Origin of the sequence: Rhodococcus opacus B4 (genome assembly GCF_000010805.1) — a bacterium.
Taxonomy (GTDB): Bacteria; Actinomycetota; Actinomycetes; order Mycobacteriales; family Mycobacteriaceae; genus Rhodococcus_F; species Rhodococcus_F opacus_C.
The window spans coordinates 7,140,020-7,158,976 of the sequence record NC_012522.1 but is presented as its reverse complement, the minus strand read 5'-3'; the positions used below and the strand labels follow the sequence as shown (position 1 = coordinate 7,158,976).

The following is an 18,957-nucleotide window of genomic DNA, read 5'->3' as shown; positions in this document are numbered from 1 at the left end:
CGACGGGGTCGTGGCACGCGCACAGTGGGGATTAGGCCAGGTTGACGAGCTCGATCTTGGTGGCGCCGACGGCGGTGGAGATCGCGTCCCGCACCTCGCTCGGCACCTCACGGTCGACGCGGAGGAGGATGGTCGCACCCTCGCCCTCGGCGTCCTGACTGAGCTGCGCGGCCTGGATGTCGATGCCGGCATTGCCGAGCTGCGTGCCGATCTTGCCCAGCGCACCGGGCTGATCGGTGTAGTTGATCACCAGGTTGAGACCCTCGGCGCGCAGTTCGAAGTTGCGGCCGTTGATGTTGACGATCTTCTCGACCTGCTGCGGGCCGGTCAGCGTGCCCGACACGTTGATGACGCTGCCGTCACCGAACACGGCGCGGAGGTCCACGACGCTGCGGTGGTTGGGGCTTTCGGCCGCCTTGGTGACCTCCGCCGTGACGCCACGCTCCTCCGCGAGAGCGGGGGCGTTGACGAACGTGACCGCGTCCTCGATGACGGCGGAGAACACGCCGCGCAGCGCCGAGAGCGCGAGCACCTCGACGTCCTCGGAGGCGAGCTCGCCGTGCACGTCGACCGACAGGTTGACGGGCAGTTCACCCGACAGCGCACCGATCAGCACACCCTGCTTGCGGACGATCTCGAGCCACGGGGCAACTTCCTCGCCCACGGCGCCACCGGACACGTTGACCGCGTCGGGAACGAAATCGCCTGCGAGAGCGAGCAGTACGGACTTCGCGACGTCCGTGCCCGCGCGGTCCTGAGCCTCGTTCGTGGACGCGCCGAGGTGCGGCGTCACGACGACCTCGGGCAGGTCGAACAGCGGGCTGTCGGTGCATGGTTCGCTCTCGAACACGTCGAGGCCGGCGGCGCGGACGTGACCGGACTTGATGGCCTCGGCGAGTGCGGCCTCGTCGATCAGGCCGCCGCGGGCGGCGTTGACGATGACGACGCCCTTCTTCGTCTTCGCCAGGTTCTCGGTGCCGAGCAGCCCCTTGGTCTCGGGCGTCTTGGGGAGGTGCACGGAGATGAGGTCTGCGCGCTCCAGCAGCTCGTCGAGGGTGACGAGTTCGATGCCGAGCTGCGCGGCGCGCGCGGCCGACACGTAGGGGTCGTACGCGATGACGTGGGTCTCGAAAGCGGCGAGTCGCTGCGCGAACAGCTGCCCGATGCGGCCGAGGCCGACGACGCCGACGGTCTTGCCGAAGATCTCGACGCCGTTGAACTTGCTGCGCTTCCACTCGCGGTCGCGCAGGGTGGCGTCGGCGGCGGGGATCTGGCGGGCGGTGGCGAGCATCAGCGCGACGGCGTGCTCGGCGGCCGTGTGGATGTTGGACGTCGGGGCGTTGACGACCATGACACCGCGCTCGGTGGCGGCGGGCACGTCGACGTTGTCGAGGCCCACGCCTGCGCGGGCGACGATCTTGAGCTTGGTACCGGCCGCCAGGACCTCGGCGTCGACGGTGGTGGCGGAACGGACAAGGATCGCGTCGGCTTCGGGCACCGCCGCGAGCAGGGCCGGGCGATCAGGTCCGTCGACCCATCGCACCTCCACACCGTCGCCCAATGCCTCGACGGTGGACGGCGCGAGCTTGTCGGCGATCAGAACTACAGGACGGCCTGGCTGGCTCACGTGCAAACTCCCTGAATAGGTGGGTGTGGGGGTGTTTTAACCACACACAGCTTAGTCCGCCCTCACCGGGAAACCGCATCCTGGTCTGCGATACCACATATTGGACGCCCGCAACAACGGAAACGGGCACGAAACAACACCGGCCCGGTGTCGCAGCGGAGGCCTCTGACGAGGCCGGCGCGACATCGGGCCGGTGTGTCGATGGAGCTGTAAAGCGGTGAAACCTAGGCGGTTTCGGTGATCGGCCGGTCGACCCAGCTCATCAGGTCGCGCAGCTTCTTGCCGGTGACCTCGATCGGGTGCTCGGCGTTGGCCTTGCGCAGGCCCTCGAGCTCGGTGTTGCCGTTCTCGACGTTGGCGACGAGGCGGCGGGTGAACTCACCCGACTGGATGTCGGCGAGGATCGCCTTCATGCGCTCCTTGGTGCCGGCGTCGATGACGCGCGGGCCGGACAGGTAGCCGCCGAACTCCGCGGTGTCGGACACCGAGTAGTTCATGCGGGCGATTCCACCCTCGTACATGAGGTCGACGATGAGCTTGAGCTCGTGCAGCACCTCGAAGTACGCCATCTCGGGCGCGTAGCCGGCCTCGACCATGACCTCGAAACCGGTCTTGACCAGTTCCTCGGTGCCACCGCACAGCACGGCCTGCTCGCCGAAGAGGTCCGTCTCGGTCTCTTCCTTGAACGTGGTCTTGATGACGCCGGCGCGGGCGCCGCCGATGGCCTTGGCGTAGGACAGCGCGAGGGCCTGGCCCTCACCCTTCGGGTCCTGGTCGATCGCGATGAGCGCGGGAACACCCTTGCCGTCGACGAACTGACGGCGCACCAGGTGGCCGGGGCCCTTGGGGGCGACCATGCCGACCGTGACGAACTCCGGAGCCTTGATCAGCTCGAAGTGGATGTTGAGGCCGTGTCCGAAGAACAGCGCGTCGCCGTCCTTCAGGTTCGGCTCGATGTCATTGGTGAAGATCGACGCCTGCGCGGTGTCGGGTGCGAGCACCATGATCACGTCGGCCCACTCGGAGACCTCGGCGGGGGTACCGACGGTCAGGCCCTGCTCCTCGGCCTTCGCGCGGGACTTCGAGCCTTCCTTGAGGCCGATACGCACATCGACGCCCGAGTCGCGCAGGCTCAGCGAGTGCGCGTGGCCCTGGCTTCCGTAACCGATCACAGCGACCTTACGGCCCTGGATGATCGACAGATCGGCATCGTCGTCGTAGAACATCTCGACTGCCACAGTTCAACCTCTTTCTTGGATTTGCGTATCTAAAGTACTAGCGAGTGGCCGTGATGGACTTAGGCCCCCGTCCCACGGCCACGACCCCGGACTGCACGATCTCCCGGATGCCGTACGGATCGAGCATCCGCAGCAGCGCATCCAGCTTGGATCGCGTTCCAGTCGCCTCGATCGTGACCGACTCCGGGGAGACGTCGATCACCTTGGCGCGGAACAGATTCACCGTCTCGATCACCTGCGTGCGCACGCTGGCGTCGGCTCGCACCTTGATCAGCACCAGCTCGCGGGCGACGGAGGCCTCGCCGTCCTGCTCGACGATCTTGATGACGTTCACGAGCTTGTTCAGCTGCTTGGTCACCTGCTCGAGCGGGAACTCGTCGACGGTCACGACGATGGTCATGCGCGAGATCTCGGGAAGCTCGGTGCCACCGACGGCGAGCGACTCGATGTTGAACCCACGACGAGAGAACAGCGCGGCCACCCTGGCCAGCACGCCCGGCTTGTCCTCGACGAGAACACTGAGGGTGTGGCTGGTGCTCACTGATTTTCCTCCCCGGCCGCTGCGGCCGTGCCCGAACGCTGCTCGCGCTCCATGGCCTCGTGAATGACGGCCGGCTCGGCGGCCGCCTCGTCGTCGTCGAACAGCGGACGGATGCCCCGCGCCGCCATGATCTCGTCGTTGCTCGTGCCCGCCGCGACCATCGGCCACACCTGGGCGTCGGCTCCGACGATGAAGTCGATCACCACCGGCTTGTCGTTGATGGCCTGCGCCTCACGGATCGCCACCTCGACGTCCTCCTCGCGCTCGACCCGAATGCCGTGGCAGCCCAACGCCTCCGCGAGCTTGACGAAGTCGGGGATGCGGACGGCGCCGTGCGTGCCGAGGTTCGTGTTGGAGTAACGCTCGTCGTAGAACAGCGTCTGCCACTGGCGCACCATGCCGAGGTTGCCGTTGTTGATGAGCGCAACCTTGATCGGGATGCCCTCGAGCGCACAGGTGGCGAGTTCCTGATTGGTCATCTGGAAGCAGCCGTCACCGTCGATGGCCCACACTTCGGTGTCGGGCATACCCATCTTGGCGCCCATCGCGGCGGGCACGGCGTAGCCCATCGTGCCGAGACCACCGGAGTTCAGCCAGGTGCGCGGCTTCTCGTAGTTGACGAACTGCGCGGCCCACATCTGGTGCTGGCCGACGCCGGCGCAGTAGATCGCGTCGGGACCGGCGAGCTTGCCGACCGACTGGATCACGTATTCCGGGGACAGCGCGCCGTCGGAGGGACGGTCGTAGCTGAGCGGGTACGTGCGGCGGATCCCGTCGAGGTACGCCCACCACTCGGTGAGGTCCAGCGTGGTTCCGGTGGCCAGATCGGCCTTGATCGCCTCGATCAGCTCGACGATGACCTCTTTGCAGTCGCCCACGATCGGGACGTCCGCGTACCGGTTCTTGCCGATCTCCGCCGGATCGATATCGGCGTGGATGACCTTGGCGTCGGGGGCGAACGAGTCGAGCTGACCGGTGACGCGGTCGTCGAAGCGTGCACCGAGCGTGATCATCAGGTCGCTGCGCTGCAGAGCCGCCACCGCCGCGACCGTGCCGTGCATGCCGGGCATGCCGCAGTTCAGCGTATGGCTGTCCGGGAACGCGCCGCGCGCCATGAGCGTCGTGACCACCGGAATCCCGGTGAGCTCGGCCAGTTCGAGCAGTTCCGGAGACGCCTCGGCCTTGAGCACGCCACCACCGACGTACAGCACCGGGTGCTTCGCGTCGGCGATCAGGCGAGCGGCCTCGCGGACCTGCTTGCCGTGCGGCTTGGTGACGGGACGGTAGCCGGGCAGCCGCATCTCCGGCGGCCACGAGAACGTGGTCTGCGCCTGGAGGACATCCTTCGGGATGTCGACGAGCACCGCGCCGGGACGGCCGCTGGAGGCGAGGTAGAAGGCCTCGGCGATGATCCGCGGGATGTCGACGCCGTCGGTGATGAGGAAGTTGTGCTTGGTGATGGGCATCGTGATGCCGGAGATGTCGGCTTCCTGGAACGCATCCGTGCCGATGAGCCCGCGGCCGACCTGACCGGTGATGGCCACGACCGGAACGGAGTCCATCTGCGCGTCGGCGAGCGGCGTCACGAGGTTCGTCGCACCCGGACCGGACGTCGCCATGCAGACGCCGACCTTACCGGTGGCCTGGGCGTACCCGGTGGCGGCGTGACCTGCACCCTGCTCGTGACGGACGAGCACGTGCCGGACCTTCTTCGAGTCGAAGAGCGGGTCGTAGACAGGCAGAACGGCACCACCCGGAATGCCGAATACCGTGTCGACCTCGAGCTCCTCGAGGGCTCGGACCACGGACTGGGCGCCACTGACCCGCTCGGGGGCGAGTTGGCGGCGGCTTCCGGTCTGCGTCGCGGCGGCCGCGGTCGTCGGGCTTGCTGCCCCCGACTTGCGCGGCGTGGGTTGAGGCCGTGCGGTTGGTGCGCTCACTGGGAAATCCTCTGATTCTGGCTCCGGGCAACAAAAAACCCCCGTCAGCTGATGCTGTACGAGGGTGGCGCGTCGTTATCTGGCGAGTTGAAGAAATCGACTCAGGCGACGACGCGCCGGCCGATTACGAGCAACTCATTCTGTTTCACGCGCTCGACGGTAGGCGCGCTAATGGTGAACAGTCAACTTGGTGAGTCGGCCGTCCCAGAATATGAGATACGTCGGCTGCGGTGCGAAGATGTAGAGGTGTCAACTCCGCAGCAGCCCGTGCCACCAGAATCATCATCCCACACGTCGAACCCGCCCAAGCAGGTCATCCGGATTTCTCCCCTCGCCTATCTGGGATGCGCCTTCCTCCTGTTCGCCGTGTCGTTCCCCATCTTCGGCTGGCCCGCCGCCTTCGGCTGGCTCGTGATCGCCCCGATCCTCGCGGTGGCCTGGGTCGCGCGGGTGCGCACCACGGTCACGCCCGACGGGCTGGCGGTGCGCCGGCTGTTCGGCGGCCGGTCCCTCACCTGGTCCGAGATCACCGGATTCCGCTTTCCCAACCGCGGCTGGGCCCGGGCCACGCTGGCCGACGGCGGCGAGGTCGCCCTTCCCGCGGTGACGTTCGACCGGCTCCCCGACATCGCCGAGGCGAGCGGCGGCCGCATCACCGACCCCTACGCGGCAGCGGCCGCGGCGGAGGAAGCGGCCCGGCACGCCGACGCCGAGCCGAACGGCGAGCAGCCGGCGAAGAACCGGCCGGACACAGACGGGGAATAGTGCGCGAGTAGCGTTTGTCAGTACTTCCGTACGCTGACTAAGGAATACGCTCATGCCCCCGCTGAGGTCCCGAACCACCACCGCAGGACGAAATGCCGCAGGCGCCCGCGCACTGTGGCGCGCCACCGGAATGACCGACTCCGACTTCGGTAAGCCGATCGTCGCGATCGCCAACTCGTACACGCAGTTCGTTCCCGGGCACGTCCACCTCAAGAACGTCGGCGACATCGTCGCCGACGCCGTCCGCGCCGCCGGTGGTGTACCTCGCGAATTCCACACGATCGCCGTCGACGACGGCATCGCAATGGGACACGGCGGCATGCTGTATTCCCTTCCGAGCCGGGAGATCATCGCCGACTCCGTCGAGTACATGGTCAACGCGCACACCGCCGACGCACTCGTGTGCATCTCCAACTGCGACAAGATCACCCCCGGAATGCTCAATGCCGCACTGCGTTTGAACGTTCCCACCGTGTTCGTCTCGGGCGGGCCGATGGAGGCCGGCAAGGCGGTGGTGGTCAACGGGGTCGCCCAGGCACCGACCGACCTCATCACGGCGATCTCGGCGAGCGCCAACGACGAGGTCGACGAGGAGGGTCTGTCCGAGGTCGAGCGCAGCGCCTGCCCGACGTGCGGATCGTGCTCGGGCATGTTCACCGCCAACTCCATGAACTGCCTCACCGAGGCGCTCGGTCTGGCGTTGCCTGGCAACGGTTCGACACTGGCCACCCACGAGGCCCGCCGCGCGCTGTTCACCCGCGCGGGCACCACCGTCGTCGAGGCCGCCCTGCGGTACTACCGGGACGAGGACGACTCCGTACTCCCCCGCAACATCGCGACGCCCGCCGCGTTCCGCAACGCGATGGCGCTGGACGTCGCGATGGGCGGTTCCACCAACACGGTGCTGCACACCCTCGCGGCCGCACAGGAGGGTGAGGTCTACGACTTCGACCTCGACAAGATCGACGAGATCAGCCGCAAGGTGCCGTGCCTGTCGAAGGTCTCACCCAACTCGGACTACCACATGGAGGACGTGCACCGGGCGGGCGGAATCCCCGCGATCCTCGGCGAACTCCGCCGTGCGGGGCTGCTCGAGAGCGACGTCTCGACCGTGCACACGGAGAGCTTCGACGAGTGGCTCGACACGTGGGACATCCGGTCCGGCAAGGCATCCGACGAGGCCGTCGAGCTGTTCCACGCCGCTCCCGGCGGCGTCCGCACCACCGAGCCGTTCTCGACGAACAACCGCTGGTCGTCGCTCGACACGGACGCAGCGAACGGCTGCATCCGCGATTTCGAACACAAGCACACGGTCGAGGGCGGCCTGGCCGTGCTGCGCGGCAACATCGCCGTCGACGGCGCTGTCATCAAGACGGCCGGCATCGACGAAGACCTGTTCCACTTCCAGGGACCCGCTCGCGTCGTGGAGTCGCAGGAAGAGGCGGTGTCGGTGATCCTCGGCAAGAAGATCGAGCCCGGTGAGGTCCTCGTCGTGCGCTACGAGGGCCCCGCGGGCGGCCCGGGCATGCAGGAGATGCTGCACCCCACCGCATTCCTCAAGGGCTCCGGCCTCGGCAAGAAGTGCGCGCTGATCACCGACGGCCGCTTTTCCGGCGGTTCCTCGGGGCTGTCCATCGGACACATCTCCCCCGAAGCCGCCAGCGGCGGCGCCATCGGCCTGGTGGAGGACGGCGACCAGATCCTCATCGACATCGCGACCCGCACCCTGAAACTCCTCGTCGACGACGCGGTGCTCGCCGAGCGCCGGGCGAAGATGGAGTCGTCCGAGCGCCCGTGGCAGCCGGTGAACCGGGAACGGACCGTCACCACGGCCCTGCGCGCCTACGCCGCACTGGCGACGTCCGCAGACAAGGGCGCGGTCCGTCAGGTTCCCTGACCGAGCGCACCAACAACTGAGGGCACACGAAGCCGGGTGCCGCAGCAGGGTTTCCTGCCGCGGCACCCGGCTTCCTTCGTCAGAGCGGCCGCGGATCGTGACGCGAATGTGACCGCGCTCACGGGTGATCAACTCGCTCAAACGGCAACACCCCTGAACAGGTTCTACTGATCGAATTGATCAGTTGAGCCGACGCTTCTTGCACACGGCGCTCAGTAGTGGTTCCCTCAGTTGGCCGTTGAGACCTACATCACAATCGGCAGCACCACCGGAACATCTCCGGCCCACGAGGCCATCGGGAACACAACCTAGGAGCGACACATGCCAGGAGTCGGCATATGGCGAACGAAATCCGTTGAGCAATCGATAGCGGACACCGACGAACCCGACACCCGGCTGCGGAGGGAACTCACCGCGAAGGACCTCACCGTCTTCGGGGTCGCCGTCGTGATCGGCGCCGGAATCTTCACGCTCACCGCCCGGACTGCAGGCAACGTCGCCGGGCCGTCCATTTCGCTCGCCTTCGTCCTCGCCGCCATCGCGTGCGGCCTGGCCGCCCTCTGCTACGCCGAGTTCGCCTCCACCGTCCCCGTCGCGGGCAGCGCGTACACGTTCTCCTACGCCACCTTCGGCGAGTTCGTCGCCTGGATCATCGGCTGGGACCTCATCCTCGAATTCGCCCTCGCGGCGGCCGTCGTCTCCAAGGGCTGGTCGCTGTACCTGGGCAACGTCCTCGGATTCAGCGGATCCACCACCGCCCACCTCGGGCCCGTCGACTTCGACTGGGGCTCGCTGATCATCGTCGGCGGCATCACCCTCGTCCTCGCGATCGGGACCAAGGTGTCCTCACGCGTGTCCGCCGTCATCACGGCCATCAAGATCGCCGTCGTCCTCCTCGTCATCGCCGTCGGCGTCTTCTACATCAAGAAGGAGAACTACGCCCCGTACATCCCGCCGGCCGAGGGCAACGAGAGCACCGCACAGGGCGTGCATCAGACCCTCTTCTCCTTCCTCTCCGGAGCGGACGGCAGCAGCTACGGCTGGTACGGCCTCCTCGCCGCCGCGAGCCTCGTGTTCTTCGCGTTCATCGGATTCGACGTCGTCGCCACCACCGCCGAGGAGACCAAGGACCCACAGAAGGCGCTTCCCCGCGGCATTCTCGGCTCGCTCGCGATCGTCACCGTGCTCTACGTCGCGGTCACCCTCGTGCTCACCGGCATGGTGAAGTACACCGACCTCAAGACCGGCAGCCCGCTCGTCGGCGACAGCAGCGCCACCCTGGCGACCGCCTTCGAGGCGCACGGCATCACCTGGGCGCAGACCGCCATCAACTTCGGCGGACTCGCAGGCCTCACCACCGTCGTCATGGTGATGATGCTCGGCCAGACCCGCGTCCTGTTCGCGATGTCCCGCGACGGACTCGTGCCCCGCGGTCTCGCGAAGACCGGCAAGAAGGGCACACCGGTCCGCATCACGCTGTTCGTCGGTGCCGTCGTGGCCGTCCTCGCCGCGTTCTTCCCGATGGGCACCCTCGAGGAGATGGTGAACATCGGCACCCTCTTCGCGTTCGTGCTCGTCTGCATCGGCGTGATCATCCTGCGCCGCACCCGTCCCGACCTGCCGCGCGGATTCCGCGTTCCGCTGGTCCCGCTCGTTCCCATCCTCGCCGTCCTGGCCTGCGGATGGCTGATGCTGAACCTCTCCGTCGAGACCTGGATCCGATTCCTGGTGTGGATGGCCCTCGGCGTCGTCGTCTACCTCGCCTACGGCAGGCGCAAGTCCGTCCTCGGACAGAAGCTCAGGGCGCAGGCCCAGGCCGGCCCGCCCGAGGAGGAAAACATCCCGGAACTCGTCCAGCGCTGATCTCGGCCGGCACCGATCCGGCAGAAACGACTGCGCCGCACCCCGATCGGGGGTGCGGCGCAGTCGTCGTTCTCGGAAACGATCAGATGAGCGGGTTGGCGCCGTTGAGGAAGATCCAGATGCACACTCCGGCAGCGACGCCCAGGATCAGTGCCGCGAACGACCCGATGAACGGCCGCGTGGCCCAGCCGCGGCGGCCGTCGAGTGAGATCCGTCCCGGCCCGGTGAGAATGATCACGCCCGCGCAGACGCCGAGCAACGTCTCGTACTCGGTGCCGGAGGGCGCGAAGTACTCCAGTCCCGGTTCCGCGATCTGCCGGAACGCCCAGGCATTGATCATCACGGCCAGCACCGAGGCGGCGGCCAGCGGGGTGACGAGCCCGAGGATCAGCAGCGCACCGCCCGCGACCTCACCGATGGCACCGAGGATCGCGAGCAGCTTCGCCTGCTGGAAGCCCGCGTTCACGAGCACCTCCTCGAAACCGTCGAGGCCCGGGCCGTTCCACATTCCGGTCAGCTTCTGCAGGCCGTGCACGAGCGCCGTGCCGCCGACCGCGAGTCGCAGTGCCAGCAGGCCCAGATCCAGGGTGCCGCGGCCGATCTTCACGTCGCCCTCGCCGAGCCGGTCGGTCGACGGATCACCCGCAGTGGCCCCGAGGGACGCACCGGAGGTCGCGCCGATCACCTGCGTCGGCTGGTCCGGCACGTCGGACGCCGGCTGCCGATACGCGGGGATCTGCTCGGTGGGAAGACCGGCGCCGCGCGCATCGCCGTAATCGAGTTCGTCGTCGGTGCGCGGGAGGCCCTGTCCCGCGGAACCGGATGCCGGCGTGGCCGACGGAAACCGCTCGGTGGGAAGGTCGTAAGGGCTCGAGACCCTGCCGTAGCCGGGTGAGGCGCCTTGCTGCGCGGCACCGTCGTCCGACGACTCGCTGGGGTCTTTCCGCATGTCAGTCACACCGTCAAGCCTAGGTCGATCCGCCGGACATCGCTGGTAGGCGGAACCGGCGTGGCGGCGACCTCGCACTCTTCCGTAACGTCTCCATCATGATGGTGGGTGGGCGGCGCCGCACGGCGTCCCGCAAGATGGCGATGTCCGCACTCTGCGTGACGGCGGTCCTCGCCGCCGGGTGCGCGAAATTCGACGACTCCGCGTCCTCCCCTTTCACCCCCGAGCCGACGGGTGCGTCGGGCGCGGAGGTCGAGCCCGAGAATCCGCCGCCGTCGACCACGACCACACCGCCGCCGAGCGGTCCGCTGGGACCGTGCCAGGATCCCGATCCCAGTGTCATCGCGACGTGTCTCGATACCACCGGCGGACTCGTGGTCCTTCCCGACGGGGCGACCGCTCTGGTCGCGGAGCGCCGGACGGGACGCATCCTGCAGGTCGCCCAGGGGCAGACCCCCAAGGAGGTCGCGCACGTGGACGTCGACGGCAGCACCGACGGCGGTCTCCTCGACATCGCGCTGTCGCCGAGTTTCGTCGAGGACAACCTCATCTACGCCTACGTCACGACCCCGACCGACAACCGGGTGGTGCGGATCGCACCGGGTGACTCCGCCAAGGAGGTTCTCGGCGGGATCCCGCGCGGCGACACGGGCAATGCGGGGTCGCTCGAATTCTCCGGCGACGAACTGATGGTCCTGACCGGCAACGCGAACAACGCGGCGGCGGCCGCGGACCCGGCATCGCTGGCCGGGAAGCTGCTGAAGGTCACCGCGCTGTCGCCCGCACCGACACCGGCGCAGCCACGGCCGCAGGTGGTGCTGACGGGCATCGGGACCGCGGGCGGGGTCTGCGTCGACCCGGGGGTGGCGGTGTGGGTCACCGACCGCACCCCGCTCGAGGACCGGCTGCTGCGGGTCAGCGCGGACGGCGCGGTGTCGTCTCCGGTGTGGACGTGGCCGGAGCGGCCCGGCGTCGGCGGCTGCGTCGCCGCCGGGGACGTCGTGGCGGTGTCACTGAGCACCGCGAAGGCCATGTCGGCGCTCGCCGCCGACCCCGGCACGGGCGCAGTCACCACCGCACCCGGTGTCATCGTCCAGGACCGGTACGGCCAACTCGGCGGCGCCGCACTCGGTCCCGACGGGCTCATCTGGGTGAGCACCGTCAACAAGACCGCCGGTCAGCCCGGACCCAACGACGACCGCGTCATCAAGATGCCCCTGCCCTCCGGTGGCGGCGGATTCGACTGACGGTCCCCGCCCCGGCGCCGCATCCCCACGGGCAACGAACGGGACGCTCGTTCGGTTGATCCGAACGAGCGTCCCGTTGGTGCAGTGGGGTCAGCCGCCGCAGGCCTCGATGACCAGCTCCTTGACGCGGGCCGGGTCGGCCTGACCGCGAGTGGCCTTCATCACGTCGCCGACGATCTTGCCCGCGGCCGCGACCTTGCCGCCGCGGATCTTCTCGGCGATGTCGGGGTTTGCGGCCAGGGCCTCGTCGACGGCGGCCTTCAGCTTCGTGTCGTCGCGTTCGACGACGAGTTCGGGGTGATCCGCGACGACCTGCTCCGGGTCGCCCTCACCGGCGAGAACGTGGTCGACCACCTGGCGGGCCACCTTGTTGTTCAGCTTCCCGCTGTCGATCAGCGCAACCACCTGCGCGACCTGAGCCGGCGTGATCGGCAGCTCGCCGAGTTCGACCCCGCGGGTGTTCGCCTGCTGCGCCAGGTACGACACCCACCAGGACCGTGCGGCCTCCGGCGAGGCGCCGGCCTCGACGGTCGCGATGACGAGGTCGAGGGCGTTCGCGTTGACGAGGTCGCGCATGACCTCGTCGGAGACACCCCAGTCGGCCTGGATCCGGGCGCGGCGCACCCACGGCAGCTCGGGCAGGGTGCCCCGCAGTTCCTCGACCCATTCGGCACTGGGCGCGACCGGCTCGAGGTCGGGCTCCGGGAAGTAGCGGTAGTCCTCGGCGGTCTCCTTGCGGCGACCCGGGGACGTGGTGCCGTCCGCTTCCTGGAAGTGCCGGGTCTCCTGGATCACCTCGCCGCCGGCCTCGAGCACCGCGGCCTGGCGGCGCATCTCGTACCGGACCGCGACCTCGACGCTCTTGAGGGAGTTGACGTTCTTCGTCTCGGTGCGTGTGCCGAGTTCGGTTGCCCCGATCGGCATCAGTGACGCGTTGGCGTCGCACCGCATCGAACCCTGATCCATGCGGACGTCGGAGACGTTCAGCGACTTCAGCAGGTCGCGCAGCGCGGTGACGTACGCGCGGGCGACCTCGGGGGCGCGGGCACCGGCGCCGCTGATCGTCTTGGTGACGATCTCGACCAGCGGGACCCCGGCACGGTTGTAGTCGAGCAACGAGTGGCTGGCACCGTGGATGCGACCGGTCGCGCCGCCGACGTGCAGTGACTTTCCGGTGTCCTCTTCCATGTGCGCGCGCTCGATCTCGACCCGCCACGTGGTGCCGTCGTCGAGGACGACGTCGAGGTAGCCGTCGGTGGCGATCGGCTCGTCGTACTGGGAGATCTGGTAGTTCTTCGGCTGGTCCGGGTAGAAGTAGTTCTTCCGCGCGAACCGGCCCCACGGTGTGATGGAACAGTTCAGTGCCAGTCCGATCCGGATCGCGGACTCCACCGCCGCCTCGTTCACGACGGGCAGCGACCCGGGCAGACCGAGGCACACCGGGCAGACCTGCGTGTTCGGCTCGGCGCCGAACTCGGTGGGGCACGGGCAGAACATCTTCGTGTTGGTGCCGAGCTCTACGTGCACCTCCATGCCGAGTACAGGCTCGTACTTGGCGAGCACTTCGTCGTAGTCGAGGAGGTCCGGAGTGTCGACAGCAGTCATGCCACAGAGTTTATGCGTCCGGCGGTTCGCCGGAAAACGCGGTCAGCCGAAAAATGCGGCCGCCTCGTCGTACCGCTCCCGCGGCACCGTCTTGAGGCGGCGGGTGGCCTCCTCGAGGGGCACGAGGTCGATCGACGTGCCGTGCAGCGCGACCATGTTGCCGAAGTCGCCGCGGTGGACGGCGTCGGTGGCGTGGACCCCGAAGCGGGTGGCGAGCACCCGGTCGTACGGCGTCGGCGTGCCGCCGCGCTGCACGTGCCCGAGGACCGTCGTCCGGACCTCCTTGCCGATGCGGCGGACGATCTCGTCGCCGAGCTGCTGCGCGACCCCGGTGAACCGCTTGTGGCCGAACTCGTCGATGCCGCCTTCACGCAGACTCATCGACTCCGGGGTGGGTGTGGCGCCCTCCGCGACGACGCAGATGAAATGCGAATCGCCGCGCTGGAACCGCTTCTTCACCATCGCGCACACCTCGCCGACGTCGAACGGGACTTCGGGAACGAGTGTGAGGTGCGCGCCGGTCGCGAGCCCGGAGTGCAGGGCGATCCAGCCGGCGTGCCTGCCCATCACCTCGACGAGCATCACCCGCTGGTGGGACTCGGCGGTGGTGTGCAGGCGGTCGATCGCGTCGGTCGCGATGGACAGGGCGGTGTCGAAACCGAACGTCACGTCCGTGCAGTCGATGTCGTTGTCGATGGTCTTCGGAACCCCGATCACGGGAACGCCGCTCTCGGCGAGCCAGCTCGCCGCCGTCAGCGTGCCCTCGCCGCCGATCGGGATGAGCGCGTCGATGCCGTTGTCGTCGAGTGTCTGCCGGATCTGGTCGAGGCCGGCCTTCAGCTTGTCGGGGTTGACCCGTGCGGTACCGAGGATGGTGCCGCCCCGGGTGAGGATCCGGTCGATCCGGTCGTCGTTGGACAGCGCGACCTTGCGGTCTTCGAGCAGGCCACGCCACCCGTCACGGAATCCCACCACCGAGCTGCCGTATCGACCGGCGGCGGTCCGCACCACCGCCCTGATCACCGCGTTGAGTCCGGGGCAGTCGCCGCCTCCGGTGAGCATTCCGATCCGCATCCAAGCACCCCTCGTCGTCTCGTGTGGTGATGGTGGTTCTCTACACATCTTGCCGCTCGGAGCGGGTTCGAGCACCTCGGATCGGGCTGCAAGACCTCAGCCGGGTGTGACGAGACCGCTCTCGTAGGCCAGGACCACGGCCTGTGCGCGGTCGCGGAGGTCCAGCTTGGACAGCACCTTGCCGACGTGCGTCTTGACGGTCTGCTCGGCGACGAACAGGCGTTCCGCGATCTCGGTGTTCGACATGCCGCGGGCGATGAGTTCGAGCACCTCGCGTTCGCGTGGTGTCAATGCGGACAGCGCGGCCGGTTTGCGCCGCGCGGTGCTGCGGCGACTGGTCACGTCGGCGATGAGACGCCGGGTGACGGTGGGGGCGAGAAGGGCTTCGCCGTCGGCCACCACCCGCACCGCGCGGATGAGTTCCTCCGCGGGCGCATCCTTGAGCATGAAGCCGCTGGCCCCGATGCTCAGTGCCTCGTACACGTAGTCGTCGACGTCGAATGTGGTGAGCATCAGCACCCGCACCGGCGGATCGAAACCGGCGGACAGGATGACGCGGGCGGCGTCGAGCCCGTTCATCTCCGGCATGCGGACGTCCATCAGGACCACGTCGGGTCGCAGGCGCTTCACCTCGCTCACCGCGACCGCCCCGTCCGGGGCGTCACCGATGACGCTGATGTCGGGCTGCGAGGCGAGCAGGGCTCCGAAACCCTGCCGGACCATAGCCTGGTCGTCGGCGATGAATACGGTGATGGCCACGCCGCCAGCCTAGGCGGAGGCGACCGGGAACTCGGCGTGGACCTCGAATCCGCCGTTGTCGTGGAGATGGGTGGTGAGTACGCCGCCGACCGCCTGCGCACGCTCACGCATCCCGATGATGCCGTTGCCGCCGGTCGACTCGTGCCTGGTCAGAGCGGAGACGAGACTCTTCCGCGGCGGGCCGTTGACGATCGACACGGACGCGATCGGAGTCGCGTACGCGATCTTCACCTCGACCGCGGCGCCCGCCGCGTGGCGGGCGCTGTTGGCGAGGGATTCCTGCAGGATGCGGTACATCACCAGCCCGACCGATTCCGACACGAGCCGCGGGTCTCCGTCGGTGTCCCAGGAGACGGGGATGCCGGCCCTGCGGCTGCCCTCGAGCAGCTCGCTGATCTGCTGGACCCCGGGCTGCGGCGCGTGCTCGGCGACCTGGCCGTCGCTGCGCAGCACGCCGAGGAGCCCGCGCACCTCGTTCAGCGCAGCGCGGCCCGCGGCTCCGATCGATTCGAACTCGGCCCGCGTCTCGTCCGACATCCCTGCGATGCGGTATGGCGCGCTCTGCGCCTGCACCACGACCATCGACATGTGGTGCGCGACGACGTCGTGCAGGTCCCGGGCGATGCGCGCCTTCTCCTCGAGGATCGTCCGGCGCGTGCGCTCGAGTTCGCTCAGCTCCTCCTGCTGCGCGAGTTGCCGCCGGGACAGCACCAGCCACCGGATCAGCAGACCGAACACGACGATGGCGGTCAGTCCCACGGCCCACCCGCGACCGTTGGTGCCCGGGGTGTCGGCGAGGAACAGCAGGACGGTGGAGATCCAGGCCACACCCACGACCGGGATCGCGGCCCGCATGCTGACCGCGGCCAGCAGGGCGAGCATCACGAGGATGTGGACCACCTGCCAGGGGTAGTCGTATCCGTCCTGCAACGCGAAGACGCGCGGAATCACCAGTGCCGAGATCGCGGAGACCGCCCAGGCCAGCGCCGGGTTCGACCGGATGAGCAGGAACGGGAACGTCGCGAGCGCCGCCACGAACGGCTGGATGGGAGGACTGACCTGGTGCGTCAGCTGCAGGGTCGGCCACGCCACGGCGAACAGGATCGCGGTGACCACGACGATGGCCACGTTCAGCCATTGACCTTCGGCGGCTCTCCGGATGCGCGTCTTCGTCTTCACACCGTCGAGAGTAGAAACACAGGTCACAGCGTGTCCTCATACTCCGGGCTCGGGCCGGCGTAGTACCCGAGTATGAGATCGGAGCCCCCTCCCACCACGAGGCCAGGGATCGAACCGGACCCGGGAGTGATGTGGCTGCGCAACACGAATTCATAACGTCGTCGTCATGCGAACGACGGGGACACGGAGAACGACTTGGGCGGCGGTGGCGTGCGCCGCCACCGCACTGCTGACGACGACAGGATTCGCCGGCACCGGCGCGGCGAGCACGCCCCGGCACGAGAACGTCGCCGCTTCCGCCGCGGTGCACACGCTCACCACACCGGCGGCGCTCACCGAGGACTCCATTCCCGAGGACTTCGCGTCGGTGATGGGGTACACACCGGTGCGGATCGACGGGATGCTCGCCAACCCCGGCGGAGACTGCTCGTCCCCGGTGCCGCTGCCGCTCGAGTTCGACACCGCGTGCAAGGCCCACGACCTCGGCTACGACCTTCTGCGGTACGCGTCGCGGTCGGGCGAGGACCTCGGACCCTGGGCTCGTCAGAGCCTCGACGCGCAACTGGATCAGCGCATGCATGCGGCGTGCGACACCCGCGCCGACGAGCAGGCACGGGCGCAGTGCTTCGTGACGGCCAACGTCGCGACCACCTTCGTCACCGGAAACAGCTGGCGCCAGGCCTATTCGGCGCCGGTCACCGAATCCGGCCTCCCGTACGCGCTGGCCGGCGGGGTCGGAGTCACCCTCCTCGCCGGCGCGGCGGCCTGGTCGATCCGCCGCCGTCCACGTCCGGCCGGGGCGATCGCATGACCACCGCGGCTCTGTCCGGTCCGGGACGGAGCCCGGCGCACAGTCGCTCGCGAACCGAGCCGAATGCCCTGCGCCGCACACTGACCACGACGATCCCCATCTCCGCTCTCCCCCGCGCCTCCTCCACGATCGCCGTCACCACCGCGACGCTCACGTCGCTCGCCCCCTCACTGCTCCCCCGGAGTGCGCTGACGCAGGCGCTGTTCACCGGGTTCCTCGCCGCGGTCGGCTTCGGGATCGCCGTCCTCGTCCGTCGGTTGCGGCGACTCGTCACGCGGTCGCGCCCCCATCACCCTCCGCGGGACTCGGTGCGTCTCCTCGTCCTGATCGGCGCCATGATCGTGGTCACGTGGTCGATCGTGCTCGCCGACCACTGGCAGGACTCGCTGCGCGCCGCCATGGGCATGCCGGGCATCGGGCCGGACCACTGGATGCAGGCGATCCTCGTAGCGGCGTCGACGTTCCTCCTGTTCGCCGGTATCGGCAGCGTCGTCGCCGCGGTCGCCCGCCGGCTCGGCTGGATCGGCAGCGCCACCACCGCCGTCGTTCTCGCGACCGGGTTGCAACTGGTCGCCGGACCCGCGGTGTGGGGCATGATGGCCCGTTCCTACAGCGACTCCAACGCGCTCGTCGACGTGTCGCTGCACCGGCCGGTGTCTGCCGAATCGTCCGGCAGCCCGGAGTCCGCGATCAGCTGGGAGTCGCTCGGGCGCCAGGGACGGCGGTTCGTGGCTGCGGGCGAGCAATCGGCCGCCATCCGCACCTACGTGGGGATGGATTCGGCCCCCGACGTCGAATCGCGTGCGGCACTGGCAGTCTCGGAGCTCGAGCGGGCAGGCGGTTTCACTCGATCCGCCATCGTGGTCACCGTGCCCACCGGCTCGGGGTGGATCGACGAGAACGCGGCCGAAGGATTCGAGGAGCGCTTCGCCGACGACGTCGCGATCGTCGGCATGCAGTACTCGTATCTGCCGAGCTGGATCACGTTCGTGTTCGGACGTTCCGCCGCAGACGAGTCGGCGGCAGCATTGTTCGATGCCGTCGCCGAGCGGATCTCCGACCTACCCGACGTCCTCCGCCCGGCGCTCTACGTCTACGGTCAGAGCCTCGGATCCGTCGGCGGCAGTGCAATTTTCAGCGACGCCGGCCAACTCCGGGAACGCGTCTGCGGCGCATTGTGGTCGGGACCGCCCGCAGGCTCGGTGCTGACGGACGGCGCGACGGTACTGGCGAACACGTCCGACCCGGTGGTGTGGTGGTCCCCCGACCTGATCCTGCACCGGCCCGACCTCTCGCTCGCGGTACGCGATGCGCCGGTCCCCCAATGGATTCCGGGCATCACGTTCCTGCAGACGAGTGTCGACCTGGTGTCCGCGCTGAACTTCGCGGCCGGGCACGGACACCGCTACGGCAACGAGCAGGGCACCGCCCTGCCCGACTGCCCCTAGCTCGGCGAGACCGT

At 68.5% G+C, this 18,957-nt stretch carries 15 protein-coding genes; 6 read left to right on the top strand and 9 right to left on the bottom strand.

Annotation, left to right across the window (positions count from 1 at the left end; translation table 11 throughout):
• Positions 1-31: 31 nt before the first annotated feature.
• The 4 genes from serA to ROP_RS32475 form a co-directional block, all read right to left on the bottom strand.
• Positions 32-1,627, bottom strand: a complete 1,596-nt coding sequence (gene serA, locus ROP_RS32490) for a phosphoglycerate dehydrogenase (protein ID WP_015890235.1) — start codon at positions 1,625-1,627, stop codon at positions 32-34.
• A 224-nt stretch (positions 1,628-1,851) separates the two neighbouring features.
• On the bottom strand, positions 1,852-2,853 hold the full coding sequence (gene ilvC, locus ROP_RS32485) for a ketol-acid reductoisomerase (protein WP_193384903.1): 1,002 nt from the start codon (positions 2,851-2,853) through the stop codon (positions 1,852-1,854).
• A gap of 49 nt (positions 2,854-2,902) precedes the next feature.
• Complete coding sequence (ilvN, locus tag ROP_RS32480; RefSeq protein ID WP_015890233.1) at positions 2,903-3,406, bottom strand: acetolactate synthase small subunit; 504 nt, start codon at positions 3,404-3,406, stop codon at positions 2,903-2,905.
• Positions 3,403-5,346 carry an acetolactate synthase large subunit gene (locus tag ROP_RS32475; RefSeq protein ID WP_015890232.1) on the bottom strand — a complete coding sequence of 648 codons (1,944 nt, stop codon included), beginning with the start codon at positions 5,344-5,346 and terminating at the stop codon, positions 3,403-3,405. The genes ilvN and ROP_RS32475 overlap by 4 nt, the downstream gene beginning before the upstream one ends.
• Before the next feature lie 267 nt (positions 5,347-5,613).
• Here ROP_RS32475 and ROP_RS32470 point away from each other — a divergent pair, with 267 nt between their 5' ends.
• The 3 genes from ROP_RS32470 to ROP_RS32460 all read left to right on the top strand — a co-directional run bounded on the left by ROP_RS32470 (position 5,614) and on the right by ROP_RS32460 (position 9,871).
• Complete coding sequence (locus tag ROP_RS32470; protein ID WP_015890231.1) at positions 5,614-6,111, top strand: PH domain-containing protein; 498 nt, start codon at positions 5,614-5,616, stop codon at positions 6,109-6,111.
• Between the two features lie 52 nt (positions 6,112-6,163).
• A complete protein-coding gene (gene ilvD, locus ROP_RS32465; protein WP_015890230.1) occupies positions 6,164-8,008 on the top strand; it encodes a dihydroxy-acid dehydratase in 1,845 nt (614 codons plus the stop codon).
• A gap of 321 nt (positions 8,009-8,329) precedes the next feature.
• The gene (locus ROP_RS32460; protein ID WP_015890229.1) at positions 8,330-9,871 is read left to right on the top strand and encodes an amino acid permease; all 1,542 of its coding nucleotides are present in this window, start codon (positions 8,330-8,332) and stop codon (positions 9,869-9,871) included.
• 82 nt (positions 9,872-9,953) lie between these two features.
• Here ROP_RS32460 and ROP_RS32455 read toward each other — a convergent pair whose 3' ends face one another.
• Complete coding sequence (locus ROP_RS32455) at positions 9,954-10,820, bottom strand: DoxX family protein (RefSeq protein ID WP_043825803.1); 867 nt, start codon at positions 10,818-10,820, stop codon at positions 9,954-9,956.
• Between the two features lie 98 nt (positions 10,821-10,918).
• On the opposite strand from ROP_RS32455, the gene ROP_RS32450 reads away from it, so the two are divergent.
• Positions 10,919-12,067: a PQQ-dependent sugar dehydrogenase gene (locus ROP_RS32450; RefSeq protein WP_015890227.1), complete on the top strand. Its 1,149-nt coding sequence runs from the start codon at positions 10,919-10,921 to the stop codon at positions 12,065-12,067.
• A gap of 90 nt (positions 12,068-12,157) precedes the next feature.
• Here ROP_RS32450 and gatB read toward each other — a convergent pair whose 3' ends face one another.
• The 4 genes from gatB to ROP_RS32430 form a co-directional block, all read right to left on the bottom strand.
• Positions 12,158-13,672: an Asp-tRNA(Asn)/Glu-tRNA(Gln) amidotransferase subunit GatB gene (gatB, locus tag ROP_RS32445; RefSeq protein ID WP_015890226.1), complete on the bottom strand. Its 1,515-nt coding sequence runs from the start codon at positions 13,670-13,672 to the stop codon at positions 12,158-12,160.
• 42 nt (positions 13,673-13,714) lie between these two features.
• Positions 13,715-14,746 carry an ATP-dependent 6-phosphofructokinase gene (locus tag ROP_RS32440; protein WP_015890225.1) on the bottom strand — a complete coding sequence of 344 codons (1,032 nt, stop codon included), beginning with the start codon at positions 14,744-14,746 and terminating at the stop codon, positions 13,715-13,717.
• 96 nt (positions 14,747-14,842) lie between these two features.
• Positions 14,843-15,505: a response regulator gene (locus ROP_RS32435; RefSeq protein WP_015890224.1), complete on the bottom strand. Its 663-nt coding sequence runs from the start codon at positions 15,503-15,505 to the stop codon at positions 14,843-14,845.
• Between the two features lie 9 nt (positions 15,506-15,514).
• Positions 15,515-16,711, bottom strand: coding sequence for a sensor histidine kinase (locus ROP_RS32430; RefSeq protein ID WP_015890223.1), 1,197 nt, complete (start codon positions 16,709-16,711; stop codon positions 15,515-15,517).
• Between the two features lie 139 nt (positions 16,712-16,850).
• On the opposite strand from ROP_RS32430, the gene ROP_RS32425 reads away from it, so the two are divergent.
• Both ROP_RS32425 and ROP_RS32420 read left to right on the top strand, forming a co-directional pair.
• The gene (locus tag ROP_RS32425) at positions 16,851-17,495 is read left to right on the top strand and encodes a hypothetical protein (RefSeq protein WP_015890222.1); all 645 of its coding nucleotides are present in this window, start codon (positions 16,851-16,853) and stop codon (positions 17,493-17,495) included.
• Complete coding sequence (locus ROP_RS32420) at positions 17,492-18,943, top strand: alpha/beta-hydrolase family protein (RefSeq protein WP_015890221.1); 1,452 nt, start codon at positions 17,492-17,494, stop codon at positions 18,941-18,943. Before ROP_RS32425 ends, ROP_RS32420 begins: the two co-directional genes overlap by 4 nt.
• Positions 18,944-18,957 lie beyond the last annotated feature (14 nt).

Excerpts from the sequence above, each read along its gene's own strand:
- ROP_RS32455 (WP_043825803.1), bottom strand. The coding sequence starts at position 10,820 with ATGCGGAAAGACCCCAGCGAGTCGTCGGACGACGGTGCCGCGCAGCAA.
- ROP_RS32420 (WP_015890221.1), top strand. The coding sequence starts at position 17,492 with ATGACCACCGCGGCTCTGTCCGGTCCGGGACGGAGCCCGGCGCACAGT.
- ROP_RS32440 (WP_015890225.1), bottom strand. The coding sequence starts at position 14,746 with ATGCGGATCGGAATGCTCACCGGAGGCGGCGACTGCCCCGGACTCAAC.
- ROP_RS32460 (WP_015890229.1), top strand. The coding sequence starts at position 8,330 with ATGCCAGGAGTCGGCATATGGCGAACGAAATCCGTTGAGCAATCGATA.
- gatB (WP_015890226.1), bottom strand. The coding sequence starts at position 13,672 with ATGACTGCTGTCGACACTCCGGACCTCCTCGACTACGACGAAGTGCTC.
- ilvD (WP_015890230.1), top strand. The coding sequence starts at position 6,164 with ATGCCCCCGCTGAGGTCCCGAACCACCACCGCAGGACGAAATGCCGCA.
- ROP_RS32425 (WP_015890222.1), top strand. The coding sequence starts at position 16,851 with ATGCGAACGACGGGGACACGGAGAACGACTTGGGCGGCGGTGGCGTGC.
- ilvC (WP_193384903.1), bottom strand. The coding sequence starts at position 2,853 with ATGTTCTACGACGACGATGCCGATCTGTCGATCATCCAGGGCCGTAAG.
- ROP_RS32450 (WP_015890227.1), top strand. The coding sequence starts at position 10,919 with ATGATGGTGGGTGGGCGGCGCCGCACGGCGTCCCGCAAGATGGCGATG.